This window comes from Rhizobium sp. AB2/73, from assembly GCF_020871915.1.
GTDB classification, from domain to species: Bacteria; Pseudomonadota; Alphaproteobacteria; order Rhizobiales; family Rhizobiaceae; genus Rhizobium; species Rhizobium dioscoreae.
Map to the genome: position 1 here is coordinate 305,449 of NZ_CP067071.1, position 14,775 is coordinate 320,223.

Here is a 14,775-nt window from a genome sequence, read left to right on the forward strand (position 1 = left end):
GGCGGCAATTGACCGCCGTTCGTGCTTCTTCACCGAGCCGCGTCGCCCCAGCGATATTCGACCGTGGCCTCGTCAAGCTTCGCCTTCAGTTCCGAATCGAGTTTCAGGTCGATGGCGGCCAGCGTGTCCGTGAGCTGTTCGGGACGGCTGGCGCCTATAATGGCTGAGGTGATGACCGGGTTGGCAGCAACCCAGGCGACGGCAAGCTTGGTCAGCGATTGCCCGGCCTCTTCGGCTATGCCGCGCAACTTCTCGATCGTGGCAAATTCGCGTTCATGCCAATAGCGCTGCAGATAATTGCTGCCGGCGCTGCGAAGCTGTGCGCTGAAACGCCCTTCTGTTGGGGCTACATCGTGCTTGTGCTTGCCGGTAAGGAGGCCGCCGGCGATAGGGTTATAGGGGATGACGGCGAGGCGCTGTTCCTCGGCGAGCGGCAGCAGCTCGCGCTCGATCTGGCGGAACAAGAGATTGTAGCGCGGCTGCACCGAAACGAAGCGGGCAGTACGCAGAAAATCGGCGCGGCCGAGCGCAAGTGCCAGCCGGTAGGCGAGGAAGTTCGACACGCCGACATAGCGGGCCTTGCCGGAGCGCACGATGGTATCGAGCGCCTCCAGCGTCTCGTCGATCGGCGTCTCGCGATCGTCCGAATGCAGCTGGTAAAGGTCGACATAATCGGTGCCCAGCCGCCGCAGCGAAGCGTCGATGGCGTCGAGAAGATGCTTGCGCGATGCGCCCTGATTCCAAGGAGACGGGCCGACCTTTCCGACAGCCTTCGTCGCGATGATGATGCGGTCGCGCTTGCCCTTCAGCCAGCGGCCGACAATCTCCTCGGTGCGGCCGGCAAGCTGCTCGCCGCCGCCGAGCGGGTAGACATCGGCGGTGTCGATGAAATTGACGCCCGCATCGGCCGCCTTGTCGAGGATGGCATGAGCGATGTCTTCCTGCTCGATCTGCAGCCCGAAGGTCATCGTGCCGAGACACAGGCGCGAGACGCTGAGGCCGGTATTGCCGAATTTTTGATATTGCATGATAGGTCCCCGATGATGGGTTTGAGTTTGCCCGCTGGGCAGGATGGCGAAACAAGCTTGAGAATGTCCGCGGACGAGAACGCCTCGATGTTAGCAAAGCCAGCTTGCGCATTCACGTACGAAGCAAGCCCTGCGTTCACAATTGCGTGCGAACGGCATTGTCTCTTGGCGGGCAATTTCGCGGGGAGATCGGCCGTTTTCAGGGAAAACGGCTAAAGCTTATGCCGGCTTGCTTTTTTCCTTGTCGCCTTCCGATTTCCTTTCTAGTCTAGCGGGAAAAACAGAGGGTTGGGTATCGCCTGGATGCCCTTGAACAAAACAGGAGAGACTATGAAGTCCATGTTCGCACGGCTTGCAGCAACGGCGTTTGCCGTCGTTTCGCTGGCAACGGTCGCTCAGGCAGAAGACAAGGTCGTCAATATCTACAACTGGTCGGATTATATCGACAACTCGATCCTGGAGGACTTCACCAAGGAAACCGGCATCAAGGTCGTCTACGATACCTTCGACCAGAACGAGACGCTGGAAACCAAGCTGCTGGCCGGCAAGACCGGCTACGACATCGTCGTCCCGACGGCCTATTTCCTGCAGCGCCAGATCAAGGCCGGCGTCTTCCAGAAGCTCGACAAGTCCAAGCTGCCAAACATCTCCAACATGTGGGATACGGTGCAGCAGCGCATCGCCACCTATGATCCTGGTAACCAATACGCCATCGACTATATGTGGGGCACGAGCGGTGTCGGCTACAACGTCGACAAGGTGAAGCAGATCCTCGGCACCGACGACGCTCCCGATATCAACGTCATCTTCGATCCGAAGCTCGCCGCCAAGTTCAAGGATTGCGGCATTTACGTGCTGGATTCGCCGACCGACGTCATCCCAGCCGCGCTGCGCTATCTGGGCCTCGACCCGAATTCGACAAAGCAGGAGGACCTCAAGAAGGCCGAGGATCTCCTGACCGCGATCCGTCCCTTCGTGCGCAAGTTCCACTCCTCCGAATACATTAACGCGCTTGCCAATGGCGATATCTGCCTGGCGTTTGGTTATTCCGGCGACGTGCTGCAGGCCCGCAACCGCGCCGCCGAAGCGAAGAACGGCGTCAACATCGCCTATTCGATCCCGACGAAGGGCGCGCAGATGTGGTTCGACGTCATGGCGATCCCCGCCGATGCGCCGCATGTCGAAGAGGCGCATATCTTCCTCAACTACATCATGAAACCTGAGGTCATCGCGAAGGCCAGCAACTTCACCGCCTATGCCAACGGCAACAAGGCGTCGCAGCAGTTCGTGAGCAAGGATGTACTCGATGATCCGGCCGTTTATCCCACGGATGCGGTTCGCGAGAAACTGTATACGCTGACCCCCTGGGACTCTAAAACGCAGCGCGTGGCGACGCGCTTGTGGACAAAGGTCACGACAGGCCAATAAATCGAAGCGGCCCGGACGGCAACGTCCGGGCCTTTCCTTATGAGGATAAAGTCAGGAATCACGAGCGTGCCGGGATGGGGAAGAGCCGGCGCGACGCGCGCCACAATGGCGTTCAATTGGGGATAGATAATGAAGTCACTCGGTAATATCCGGCGTTCCTTTGCTCCTTGGATCGATCCTTCGGCCAAGCCTTACATTTCCTTCAAGAACGTGACCAAGAAGTTCGGTGATTTTACCGCCGTCGATAACCTCTCCCTCAATATCTACAATCGTGAATTCTTTGCCCTTCTCGGTGCATCCGGCTGCGGCAAGTCCACGCTTTTGCGCATGCTCGCGGGCTTCGAACAGCCGACGACGGGCGAGATCGTGCTGGATGGCCAGGATCTTGCCGGCACGCCGCCCTATCGCCGCCCCGTCAACATGATGTTCCAGTCCTATGCGCTGTTTCCCCATATGTCGGTGGAAAAGAACATCGCCTTCGGTCTGCGCCAGGATGGCATGCCGAAAGCCGAGATCGACGATCGCGTCGCGCAGATGCTGAAGCTCGTCAAGCTGGAGCAATTCGCCAAGCGCAAGCCTAACCAACTGTCCGGCGGCCAGCGCCAGCGCGTGGCCTTGGCCCGCTCGCTTGCGAAACGCCCGAAGGTGCTGCTGCTCGACGAACCCCTTGGCGCGCTCGACAAGAAGCTGCGCGAAGAGACGCAGTTCGAACTCATGGATCTGCAGCAGAGCCTGGGGCTCACCTTCGTCGTCGTCACCCACGACCAGGAAGAAGCGATGACCATGGCCGATCGCATCGCGGTCATGAGCCACGGCAAGGTGGTGCAGGTGGCAACGCCGGCCGAGATCTACGAGGCGCCCAACTGCCGCTTCGTTGCCGACTTCATCGGCGATGTGAACATCCTCGACGGCAACGTCACCTCGGCACAATCCGGCATCGTCGAGATAGCGGTCGAATCGGGCTTCACGGTGCGCACGGCTTCGGGAGACGCGCCCTCCGCGGGAAGCCGAGCCAGCCTCGCCATCCGTCCGGAGAAGCTCAGAGTGACGCCGCGCCCGCCGGCCAATGCCTCGGTCAATGCGGCCGAAGGCGAGATATGGGATATCGCCTATCTCGGCGACATGACCGTCTTCCACGTCAAGCTGAAGAGCGGGCAGGTGGTCAAGGCCTCGTCGCTGAACGCTGTCCGCGCCGTGGAAGAGCCATTCGCCTACGACCAGAACGTCTGGGTCTCCTTCGACGAAAATGCCGGCGTCTTGCTGAAGGATTGATCATGAAAGCGCTCGGTTCCCTAATCTATCAGCGCCTCGTGATCATCGTTCCCTATGCCTGGTTGCTGATCTTCTTTCTCGCGCCCTTCCTCATCGTCTTCCGCATCTCGCTGTCGACGAAGGCCTTGTCGGTGCCGCCCTACGACCCGTCCTTCGCCTGGAGCGACAGTTTCAGCGACTGGTGGGACAAGCTGCAGACCATGTCGTTCGACAATTACACATGGCTTGCCGGCGACCCGCTCTACATGAACGCCTATATCGAGAGCCTGCAGATCGCCGGCATCTCCACGTTATTGACGCTGATCATCGCCTATCCGATCGCTTACGGCATGGCGCAGGCGCCGCGCACGATCCGGCCGACCTTGCTGATGCTGGTCATTCTGCCCTTCTGGACGAGCTTCCTGATCCGCGTCTATTCCTGGATGTCGATCCTGAGCACGACGGGCCTCCTGAACCAGCTTCTGATGGCGCTCGGCATCATCCATGAGCCGCTGGTCATCCTGAACACCAATACCGCCGTCTATATCGGCATGGTCTATTCCTACCTGCCCTTCATGGTGCTGCCGCTTTATTCCGCGCTGGAAAAGATGGACGGCACGCTGATCGAGGCGGCGCAGGATCTCGGCTGCACGCCGATCGGCGCCTTCTGGCGGGTCACCTTTCCGCTCTCGCTTCCCGGTGTTATCGCCGGCTGCATGCTGGTCTTCATCCCAGCCGTCGGTGAGTTCGTCATCCCCGACCTGCTCGGCGGCTCGCAAACCCTGATGATCGGCAAGGTGCTCTGGACGGAATTCTACAGCAATACAGACTGGCCGCTCGCCTCGGCGGTGGCGACCATCCTCCTGCTGGTGCTGGTGGTGCCCATCGTCTTCTTCCAGCATTTCCAGGCGAAAGCCGATGAGAAGGGGAGATAATTTATGATCCGCTGGTCCCGCTTCAACATCGTCTCGGTCACGCTCGGTCTGGCCTTCCTCTACCTGCCGATCCTGCTGCTGGTCATCTATTCCTTCAACAGCTCGCGCCTCGTCACCGTCTGGGGTGGCTTTTCGACGCAATGGTATGTGCATCTTTTCAGCAATGACACGATGCTGAATGCCGCATGGCTGACAGTGCGCATCGCGTTGCTCTCGGCGACGATTGCGACGGTGCTCGGCACACTCGCGGCCATTACCCTGGTACGCTATACGCGCTTCCGCGGCCGCATTCTGTTTTCGGGCATGATCTATGCGCCGCTGGTCATGCCAGATGTCATCACCGGCTTGTCGCTGCTGCTGCTCTTCGTCACCTCAGGCGTCGATCGCGGCTTCTGGACGATCGTCATGGCGCATACGACGCTCACCATGTGCTTCGTCGCCGTTGTCGTGCAGTCGCGCCTGCTAACCTTCGATCGCTCGATCGAGGAAGCGGCGATGGATCTCGGTGCGCCGCCGGTGCGCACCTTCTTCGAGGTGACGCTGCCGATCATCGCACCGGCGGTCTTCTCCGGCTGGGTGCTGGCACTCACCCTATCGCTCGACGATCTGGTCATTGCCACTTTCGCTTCGGGTGCCGGCGCCAAGACCCTGCCGATGCTGATATATAGTCAGGTGAAGCTTGGCGTGACGCCGGAGATCAACGCCATCTGCACCATCCTGATCGGCGTGGTCGCCGTGGGCGTTATCTGCGCCTCCATCGCGACGAAGCGCCGGGAGGTCCAACGGCAGAGGGACGAGCAGGCGGCTGCGGCAGCTTGAAGTGCTGCGGCTGGACGGCGTGAAAGAACTACGGCTGTTGTATGGGCTTCTGCAGAAGCGTTGCGACCGGCGAAATCACTGGATTCGGCCAGCTGCCGCCGATGAAGAAGGGCAGCATCGGCAGTTCGTCCGCGTCGGAGGGCGAGGTCGCCTCGAGCGCGCCGGAGAGTGCCAGCCCGTTGGTGCGGAACGGAACGACGCCGTTAAAGCTGATCGTTTCGTTGCGGCCCGCAATGGCCGCGTTCTGCACCTCGGCGGAACCCTTCGCAAAACTGGCATCCACGCTGATGCTATCGAAGTCGAAAGAAGAATCGGCGATATCGCTCATCCGGAAGAAAGCCTTCTCGGCGGCGAGCGTCCGGAAGGTCGAGATATCGAATTGGCGAAACGATCCTGCCGACGAGGTGAAGTGCAGCGTGCCGGCGACGTCGCTGAGCGTGGCAACCCAGATCGGCTTCGAGGTGCTGAGCGAAAGATCCAGTGAAGCCGATGAGGGCATCGGCAATGGGCCTATCAGCTTCAGGCGCGTGAAGAGGCCGCCGAAATCGGCGTTGCGGATCGATATCTGCAATTTGCCGCCGCCATCGAAATCGCCTGGTGCGACCTCCAGATGCGCGGTCAGCGAACCGCTCTCGAAGCTGCTGTCGCCTATGTCGAATTTTGCCTTGCCGCCCGCCACCAGCAGGCTGGCGCCGATATTCTCGAACTGGAAGGGGCCGAGAGCCGCCTTGTTCGACGACAGCCGCATATCGAGATCGAGCCGCTGCAGCGGATTGCCGTTCAACAGCGCGTCAATCGCGGTTTCCGCGGCCAGACGCATGGAGAAGGCGGCCAGGAACGGATTGAGGTTCATCTGGTCGAAGGCAAGCGTACCGGAAATCTTCGGCTTGCCCGATTTCGTATAGTTCAGATCCATGATGCCGGAAGCGGCGGAATCGTTGACTTTGAAGCTGAGGTTGTTGAAGCGCAGGCCTTTGTCGATTGCTGCGATATTGGCGCTGAGCGAAATATTCTTGAGGGCGTCGGCTGCCGGCAGGCGCTGCCCGCTCCATGCGATGAAGGAGGGCACGTTCGGCACACTGAGATCCAGATTGCCCGAAAGTGCCGAAAAATCCGATATGCTGGTAATGCCTGTATAGGTCCAGTTGATCAGCGGCGAAACGAAGCTGGTCGTGGTGTTCACATTTTTGCCGGCGAAGAAGAGCAGGGGCTGCGTCGAGTCGAAGTTCAGCTTGATGTCCTGACCGTTGAAGCGGGCAAGAATGACAGCGCTCAGCGACTGGGAAAGCCGCGGCCAGGCGATGTCGGCATTGACGGCGTTCAGCTTGTAGATGCTGCCGCTACGCTCGTCGGTCATTTCGACGCTTCCGTCCTCAATGGTCAGCATGCCGATGGCTGCATCCTGTTCCTTGCTCATCCGCATGCCCTGGCCGGAGGAGGTTTCGGCCTGTTCGATCGCCTTGGAAAGGCGGCCTTCGTTCGTCCAGTCGATCAGGCCGTTCTCGTCGCGGCGGATATAGAGAATCGGGCGCAGGAAATGGAATTCGTGAAAATGCGCATGCCCGCGGATCGCCGACCACAGCGAGAAATCCGCAGAGAGGCTGTCGACATGGCCAAGGACCTTGCCGTTTCTCGACGGCTCGCGGATGGTGACCTGATTGAGCGTGACGCGCGGGGTCGGCCAGAATTCGAGCGTCGGGTCGCCTTCGATCTGGGCTCGATATCCCGTCCAGTCCGACAATGCCTTCTCGATGCCGGAGCGCACCAGACCGCTTGAAATCAGGAAAGGCGCGGTCGCTCTGAAGACAGCGAACACGATGAGGATCGTGAGAAGAATGATGCCGGTCGTGCGAGCAACGGCAGGCAGCCAGCGCGAGGCCGAACGCATCGTCAACCGCCACTTGTTGTTTTTCGAAGCTCTCATGATCCCGTGGAGACTCTTGAACTGGTAGGGATAATCTGCCTGAGTTTGCCGGATATAGGAAATGTTTGTCGGATGCAAACGTCACGCACTGGCAATACCCACAACACCGTGATTTTATTAATGCGCTGCAGCATTGCTATATAGTGCAAAAAGCGGGAGAGAAATATGCAGGATCAGCAGCCGCTCTGGACACCATCGGAAACATTTCGCCGCCAGAGTCCGATGTTCGCTTTCATGCAGGAATGCAACCGCCGTTTCGACCTCCCGCTGTCCGACTTTGCCAGCCTCCACGCCTGGTCCATCGCCGACCGTGAGAACTTCTGGTCGGCGGTCTGGGATTTCTGCGGTGTGAAGGGCAAGCGCGGTGAACGGGCGTTGATCCATGGCGATGTCATGCTGGATGCCCGCTTCTTTCCCGATGCCGAGCTGAATTTCGCGGAAAACCTGCTCTCGCGAAGCGGCGAGGGCGATGCGCTTGTGTTCTGGGGCGAGGACAAGGTGCGCGATCGCTGGTCATGGGATCGGCTGGCCGCCATGGTCTCCCGCCTGCAGCAGGCCTATCGCGCCGAGGGTATCGGCAAGGGCGACCGCATCGCTGCAATGATGCCGAACATGCCCGAAACCATTGCCTGCATGCTGGCGGCCGCGTCGATCGGTGCGATCTGGTCCTCCTGTTCGCCGGATTTCGGCGAGCAGGGCGTCATGGATCGTTTCGGCCAGATCGAGCCGAAGCTCTTCATCGCGTGCAGCGGCTATTGGTACGGCGGCAAGCTGCAGGACGTCACAGCAAAGGTCAGCGCCATCGCCCAGCGCCTGAAAGCGCCTACCATCATCGTGCCCTACGCGGGCAATGCCGAAGCCGTCGTGGCAGCGACACCGGGCGCGAGGACCCTTGGTGATCTGGTCGCGCCCTTCGAGGCGAAGCCGGTCGAATTTGTGCCCGTGTCCTTCTCCCACCCGCTCTTCATCCTGTTTTCTTCAGGCACCACAGGCGTTCCGAAATGCATAGTGCACTCCACCGGAGGCGCGCTGCTGCAGCTCCTCAAGGAGCATCGCCTCCATTGCGGCGTCGTGCCTGGTGAGAAGGTCTTCTATTTCACCACCTGCGGCTGGATGATGTGGAACTGGCTGGCGACCGGCCTTGCCGCCGGCGCGACGCTCTGCCTCTACGACGGATCGCCCTTCGCGCCCGACGGCAACATCCTGTTTGACTACGCGCAGGAAGAAAAATTCGCGCTGTTCGGCACCTCTGCCAAATATATCGACGCGGTTCACAAGAGCGGCCTCACGCCAAAAAACTCGCACGATCTTTCAAGCCTGCGGCTGATGACCTCCACCGGCTCGCCGTTGTCGCCGGAGGGCTTCACCTTCGTCTATGAGGGCATCAAGGACGATATCCAGCTGGCCTCGATTTCAGGCGGCACCGATATCGTCTCCTGCTTCGTGCTCGGCAACCCGCTGCAAGCGGTCTGGCGCGGCGAGATCCAGGGGCCGGGCCTCGGACTTGCCGTCGATGTCTGGAACGACGAAGGCAAGCCGGTACGCGGCGAGAAGGGCGAGCTTGTCTGCACCAAAGCCTTCCCTTCCATGCCAGTCATGTTCTGGAATGATCCCGAGCGTGCCAAATATCGCGCCGCCTATTTCGAGCGCTTCGACAATATCTGGTGCCACGGGGATTTCGCCGAATGGACAGAGCATGGCGGCCTCATTATTCACGGTCGCTCCGATGCCACGCTCAATCCCGGCGGCGTGCGCATCGGCACGGCCGAGATCTACAACCAAGTCGAGCAGATTCCCGAGGTTCTGGAGGCGCTCTGCATTGGTCAGGATTGGGACGATGATGTCCGCGTCGTGCTCTTCGTTCGCCTTGCCGCCGGCGTCTCCCTGACCGAAGATCTCGTCAAGGCGATGAAGACCCGCATCCGCACCGGCGCCTCGCCGCGCCATGTGCCGGCCAAGATCATCGCCGTTGCCGATATCCCCCGCACGAAATCCGGCAAGATCGTGGAGCTTGCGGTGCGCGAGGTGGTGCATGGCCGCCCGGTCAAGAACAAGGAAGCGCTCGCCAATCCGGAAGCGCTGGATCTCTTTGCCGGGCTGGAAGAACTCAAAAGTTAAGGTCAGCCTTAAAATTGAGGGGCAAACGATGACCATCGTTTGCTAACCTCGCGTTAAGAAAGCTTGGTCAAAAGTAAAGCCCAACTTGAGGCCGTTCGCATGAGCTGGAGCGGATTGGAGTCAATCTCGGCTCCCGAGACATGAAGTTCCCCGACTCGAGCTTGCTTTCGACAGCATAAACTTCAAAGGCAGCGCGGTTCGCTGCCTTTTTTTCGTTTCCTCGCCGCGAATCCGCCTCTGCTCTGTACATTGCCGCATTGAGCAAGTATGTGCACGCTTGAAGAAGAGGTTCGCGACGTGCGAACCACGATGATCGCCGCCTGATGGTGTGCGAAGAATTCCGAAAGACAGATGATGACTGAATTCGAAGGCATCGCTCCTGCGATTGCCCAGGCTTTGGCGAAGCGCGGGTATGAAACGCTGACGCCGGTGCAAAAGGCCATGCTCGATCCCGGCCTCGCCGGCAAGGATGCGCTTGTCTCGGCCCAGACCGGCTCGGGCAAGACGGTTGCCTTCGGCCTGGCGCTGGCGCCCGGCCTCCTCGCCGGCGCGGAACGGTTTGGCCCCGCAGGAGCGCCACTGGCACTGGCGATCGCGCCGACCCGTGAACTGGCGCTGCAGGTGCAGCGCGAGCTGGAATGGCTCTATGGGCTGACTGGCGCGACGATCGCCTCCTGCGTCGGCGGCATGGACATGCGCACGGAGCGACGCACGCTCGAGCGCGGCGCTCATATCGTCGTCGGCACACCCGGTCGCCTCTGCGATCACATCCGCCGCAACTCGCTCGATATCTCCGAACTCAAGGCCGTCGTGCTCGACGAAGCCGACGAGATGCTCGATCTCGGTTTCCGCGAGGATCTGGAATTCATTCTGGAAGCAGCACCCTCCGAGCGCCGCACCCTGATGTTTTCCGCCACGGTGCCGCGCTCGATCGCCAAGCTTGCCGAAAACTACCAGCGCGACGCGGTCCGCATCGCCACCGCTTCCGAAGCCAAGCAGCATGTCGATATCGACTATCGCGCGCTGACCGTGGTGCCGAGCGACAAGGAGAATGCCATCATCAACGTGCTGCGCTACTATGAGGCGCGCAATGCCATCGTATTCTGCTCGACGCGCGCCGCCGTCAATCACCTGACGGCCCGCTTCAACAATCGCGGCTTTTCGGTCGTTGCGCTCTCAGGTGAACTCAGCCAGAACGAGCGCACGCACGCTCTGCAGGCCATGCGAGACGGCCGCGCCCGCGTCTGTATCGCAACCGATGTTGCTGCCCGCGGCATCGACCTGCCGGGCCTGGAACTGGTCATCCATGCCGATCTGCCGACCAATCCGGAAACGCTGCTGCATCGCAGCGGCCGCACCGGCCGCGCCGGCAACAAGGGCGTCAGCGCCATGATCGTGCCGCTAAGCGCCCGTCGCCGCACAGAGCGCCTGCTGGAAGCCGCCCGTATCCACGCCACCTGGGCAAAGCCGCCGTCAGCCGACGAGGTGAGCCAGCGGGACGACGAGCGTCTTCTCGCCGATCCGGTCTTTACAGCGCCGCTTGCCGAAGACGAGCACTCGATCGTCCAACAGCTGTTGGAGCGCCATGGCGCCGAGCAGGTGGCGGCAGCATTCCTGCGGCAATACCGCACCGGTCACTCCGCGCCCGAGGAATTGCAGGACGTGCCGGCGGAAGGTGAACGCAGAAAGCCCCGCCGCGACGATTTTCCCGTTACGCCTCGCGATGAGGGGGGACGCAACGACTTCACCGATGGCCTCTGGGTATCGCTCTCGGTTGGACGCAAGCAGAATGCCGAGCCGCGCTGGCTGATCCCCATGCTTTGCCGCAACGGCAATCTGACCAAGCGCGACATCGGCGCCATCAAGATGCAGCCCGAGGAGACCTTCGTCGAGCTCTCGCAGGAAAGTTTTGAGCGCTTCCTCGCGGCCATCGGCCCGGACAAGACGCTCGAGCGCGGCATCCGCGTCAAGCCGCTTGCAGGCACGCCGGATTTCCAGGCCAAGCGGGAAGGCGGGTTCGCTAAGAAGAAGCCCTTCGCTGACAAGGGACCGCGTTCGAATGACGGCCCGAAGCCGAAATGGAAGTCCGACCGCAAGCCGGAGCGGGCGCATGCAGGCGAGGGCGGCGTTTCCGAGCGTTCCGACAAGAAGCCCTGGACGAAAAAGCCCGGCAAACCGGCCTTCGCCAAGAACGAAGGCCCGCCGAAAGGTGGCAATCCGAATTCCAGGGCAGCTCGCAAGGCTGCGAAGGCACGCGGGGAGTGAGTTCGAACGCCGCGCTCAGGCCAGCGCGGCGCTCCCATCGTCTTCCGGGGCGTCGCAGCGGCAGTGAAGTCGCGGGCAATCGGTGATTGGGCTGCGGACGCTGAGAGCATGCCCGCCTGCCGGTGCAGCACGCGCTTATTCGGCTTGACATTTGGAACGCGTCAGGCAGAAAATCGATTATGGGGTTGCGATCACCCCACGAGGCCACGGCTGAAGAATCGCGTCCTTAAAACCGAGCCAACGGAGGACGCGCGGTGCCGTCATTTCTGGAAATCACACCCGACAAGCTCAATCGTATTATCGGCACGCCCAGTTTGCCGACGATTATCGATGTCCGCAATGACGAGGATTTCGCCGCCGATCCCCGTCTTATTCCCGGCTCCATCCGCCGCGACTATCGAAGGGTGGCGGACTGGGCGAACGAATTGGCGGGACCTGCCATCATACTCTGCCAAAAAGGACAGAAACTCGCTCACGGAGTTGCTGCCCATCTGCGTGTCGTCGGAAAGGAGGCGGAGGTCCTTGAAGGTGGGTTCGAAGCGTGGCGCAGCGCGAAGTACCTGTTGATCGCCGAGGAAAAGCTGCCTCCGCGAGATGCTAGCGGCCGGACGGTATGGGTAACAAGGGCAAGGCCGAAGATCGATCGCATCGCCTGCCCATGGCTGATCCGGCGCTTTATCGATCCATCAGCGATCTTCCTGTTCGTTCCGGCGACCGAAGTTGCGCCTGTTGCCGATCGCTTTAAGGCAACACCATTCGATATCGAAGACGTCTTCTGGAGCCATCGTGGTGAGTTATGCACCTTCGATGTCATGATCGAGGAATTTGGCCTTGGAAGCGAACCTCTACTTCATCTTGCAACCATCGTCCGGGGAGCCGATACCGCCCGGCCCGAGCTCGCGCCTGAGGTGCCCGGGCTGCTTGCGGCCTCGCTTGGGCTTTCGCGAATGTTCAACGACGACCTGCAGCAGCTGGAAGCCGGCATGACGCTTTACGATGCCTTCTATCGCTGGTGTCGTGATGCAACGGAAGAGACGCACAACTGGCCAAATCCGAGGAAGGTGTAAGAGAGCATGACGAATCTCGTAAAGAATATGGTCGCACGACCAAGCGCGGCCGAACGGGATATCGTGCCCCTCGGTGAGGCGGTGAGGGTGTGGATCCGTGTTGCCGCCCTGAGCTTCGGCGGACCGGCGGGGCAGATCGCCGTCATGCACCGCATCGTCGTCGACGAGAAGAAATGGGTAGGAGAGCACAGGTTCCTTCATGCCCTGAACTACTGCATGTTGCTGCCGGGTCCGGAAGCGCATCAGCTTGCCATCTATATCGGCTGGCTGCTGAACAGGACGCTGGGCGGCCTGATCGCCGGCATTCTGTTCGTCCTGCCGGGTTTCCTGGCAATCCTCGCGCTCAGTTATGTCTACGTCCTCTTCGGAAACCTGACTTTTATCGAAGGGATGTTCTTCGGGCTCAAATGCGCCGTCCTGGCGGTCGTCATTCAGGCGGTTTTTCGCATCGGGAGCCGAGCCCTCAAGAGCAGGACTATGGTTGGTTTGGCCGCCGCCGCCTTCGTGGCGATCTTCTTCCTGCATGTTCCGTTTCCCGTCATCATCGTTGGAGCCGGACTTATCGGTTACCTGGCGTCTCGGGCAGGAGTCGCGGCCTTCACGATGGGCGGCGGACACAAGTCGGGCTCCGGGGCAATTCTGGAGGATAAGGACTCCGTTCTTGGCGAGGAGATCCCTTTGCACGCGCGACCGAACCTCGCCTGGTCGTTGAAGACGTCAGGTGTGCTGGCGGCCGCGTGGCTCATTCCGGTTGTGGCTCTGGTGGTTACGCTCGGCCCCGACAACGTCTTTTCCAAAATCGGGATATTCTTCAGCGAGATGGCAGTCGTCACCTTTGGCGGCGCCTATGCCGTGCTGGCCTATGTCGCGCAGGAGGCCGTGCAGCAGCTGGGTTGGCTGCGGCCGGGTGAGATGCTCGATGGTCTGGGAATGGCGGAAACGACGCCTGGACCGCTGATCATGGTCACGCAGTTCGTTGGTTTCCTGGCGGGCTATCGCAATCCCGGCACCCTCAGCCCCCTTGCGGCAGCAACCTTTGCCGCCGTGCTGACAACATGGGTCACCTTCCTGCCGAGCTTCCTTTGGATTTTCGCAGGCGCGCCATTCATCGAGAAGATGCGTGGGAATGTCGCGCTGACCGGCGCCATGTCGGCAATAACGGCGGCGGTGGTGGGCGTCATCCTCAATCTTGCTATTTGGTTCGGGCTCCACGTGCTGTTCCGTGAGACCACGAGTCTCACCTATGGTTCTTGGACGATTGATGTGCCCGTCCTGACCTCGCTTTCACCGCCCTCGCTCTTACTGACCCTGTTGGCCGCGATGGCCATCTTTCGCCTGAAGATGTCAGTGATATCGACCTTGCTGGCGTCTGCCGCTTTGGGTGTTGGCTGGACTGTCCTTGTTTCCTGAAAGCCGAGCATTCGCGGCGTCGGTAGCCCGAAGTGAGAATTCGTGTCCTCCCGCGCATTTGCAGGGATCTCGTGACTAAGGCAGAATGCCGCTCCTTCGACCAGGCAGCGAATGGAGTGGTGCACCCATGCTGATCGGCTCCTGTCATTGCGGCAAGGCGGGCTGGACGCTTGAAGGCGTTCCAGGCTCGATCACGGCCTGCAACTGTACGCTCTGCCGGCGCTACGGCACGCTGTGGGCCTATGACTACGAAGGGGAGCGGATCTCAGTGACCGGCCGGACTGCCTCCTATACCCGCGTCGGCAAGGACAAGCCATCTCTCGAAATACTGTTCTGCCCATCCTGCGCCTGCGTCGTGAGCTGGCGGGGCTTAAGGCTGCAAAAGGATGGGCGCCGGCGTATGGCCGTCAATGTGCGGCTGGCGCCGCCGGATCTCGTTGCCGACCTGCCGGTCGATCACTTCGATGGGCTCGACACGTTTGAAGATCTTCCTTCCGACGGACGATGCGTGCGCGATCTCTGGTTTTGAT

11 protein-coding genes are annotated in these 14,775 nt (G+C 60.7%); 9 read left to right on the forward strand and 2 right to left on the reverse strand.

What is annotated here, in order from left to right:
* Nucleotides 1–29: 29 nt before the first annotated feature.
* Nucleotides 30–1,028, reverse strand: coding sequence for an aldo/keto reductase (locus I8E17_RS01580; RefSeq protein ID WP_069612324.1), 999 nt, complete (start codon nucleotides 1,026–1,028; stop codon nucleotides 30–32).
* Nucleotides 1,029–1,367: 339 nt separating this feature from the next.
* On the opposite strand from I8E17_RS01580, the gene I8E17_RS01585 reads away from it, so the two are divergent.
* From I8E17_RS01585 to I8E17_RS01600, 4 genes are all read left to right on the forward strand, one after another.
* Entirely contained in the window at nucleotides 1,368–2,456 is a 1,089-nt protein-coding gene (locus tag I8E17_RS01585) for a polyamine ABC transporter substrate-binding protein (RefSeq protein ID WP_229002137.1), read from the forward strand.
* Between the two features lie 129 nt (nucleotides 2,457–2,585).
* A complete protein-coding gene (locus I8E17_RS01590; protein WP_069612326.1) occupies nucleotides 2,586–3,728 on the forward strand; it encodes an ABC transporter ATP-binding protein in 1,143 nt (380 codons plus the stop codon).
* Between the two features lie 2 nt (nucleotides 3,729–3,730).
* Nucleotides 3,731–4,642 carry an ABC transporter permease subunit gene (locus I8E17_RS01595; protein ID WP_069612327.1) on the forward strand — a complete coding sequence of 304 codons (912 nt, stop codon included), beginning with the start codon at nucleotides 3,731–3,733 and terminating at the stop codon, nucleotides 4,640–4,642.
* A gap of 3 nt (nucleotides 4,643–4,645) precedes the next feature.
* Nucleotides 4,646–5,461, forward strand: a complete 816-nt coding sequence (locus I8E17_RS01600; RefSeq protein ID WP_069612328.1) for an ABC transporter permease subunit — start codon at nucleotides 4,646–4,648, stop codon at nucleotides 5,459–5,461.
* Nucleotides 5,462–5,489: 28 nt separating this feature from the next.
* On the opposite strand, the gene I8E17_RS01605 is transcribed toward I8E17_RS01600, so the two are convergent.
* The gene (locus I8E17_RS01605; protein ID WP_069612329.1) at nucleotides 5,490–7,385 is read right to left on the reverse strand and encodes an AsmA-like C-terminal region-containing protein; all 1,896 of its coding nucleotides are present in this window, start codon (nucleotides 7,383–7,385) and stop codon (nucleotides 5,490–5,492) included.
* Nucleotides 7,386–7,550: 165 nt separating this feature from the next.
* On the opposite strand from I8E17_RS01605, the gene I8E17_RS01610 reads away from it, so the two are divergent.
* The 5 genes from I8E17_RS01610 (at nucleotide 7,551) to I8E17_RS01630 (ending at nucleotide 14,774) form a co-directional block, all read left to right on the forward strand.
* The gene (locus tag I8E17_RS01610) at nucleotides 7,551–9,503 is read left to right on the forward strand and encodes an acetoacetate--CoA ligase (protein WP_069612330.1); all 1,953 of its coding nucleotides are present in this window, start codon (nucleotides 7,551–7,553) and stop codon (nucleotides 9,501–9,503) included.
* Between the two features lie 354 nt (nucleotides 9,504–9,857).
* Nucleotides 9,858–11,768: a DEAD/DEAH box helicase gene (locus I8E17_RS01615; RefSeq protein ID WP_069612449.1), complete on the forward strand. Its 1,911-nt coding sequence runs from the start codon at nucleotides 9,858–9,860 to the stop codon at nucleotides 11,766–11,768.
* A 254-nt stretch (nucleotides 11,769–12,022) separates the two neighbouring features.
* Nucleotides 12,023–12,835 (forward strand): sulfurtransferase/chromate resistance protein, encoded by an 813-nt coding sequence (locus I8E17_RS01620; protein ID WP_069612331.1) that lies wholly within the window; start codon nucleotides 12,023–12,025, stop codon nucleotides 12,833–12,835.
* A gap of 27 nt (nucleotides 12,836–12,862) precedes the next feature.
* Nucleotides 12,863–14,245 carry a chromate efflux transporter gene (gene chrA, locus I8E17_RS01625; protein ID WP_229002138.1) on the forward strand — a complete coding sequence of 461 codons (1,383 nt, stop codon included), beginning with the start codon at nucleotides 12,863–12,865 and terminating at the stop codon, nucleotides 14,243–14,245.
* 127 nt (nucleotides 14,246–14,372) lie between these two features.
* Nucleotides 14,373–14,774 (forward strand): GFA family protein, encoded by a 402-nt coding sequence (locus I8E17_RS01630; protein WP_069612333.1) that lies wholly within the window; start codon nucleotides 14,373–14,375, stop codon nucleotides 14,772–14,774.
* Nucleotide 14,775 lies beyond the last annotated feature (1 nt).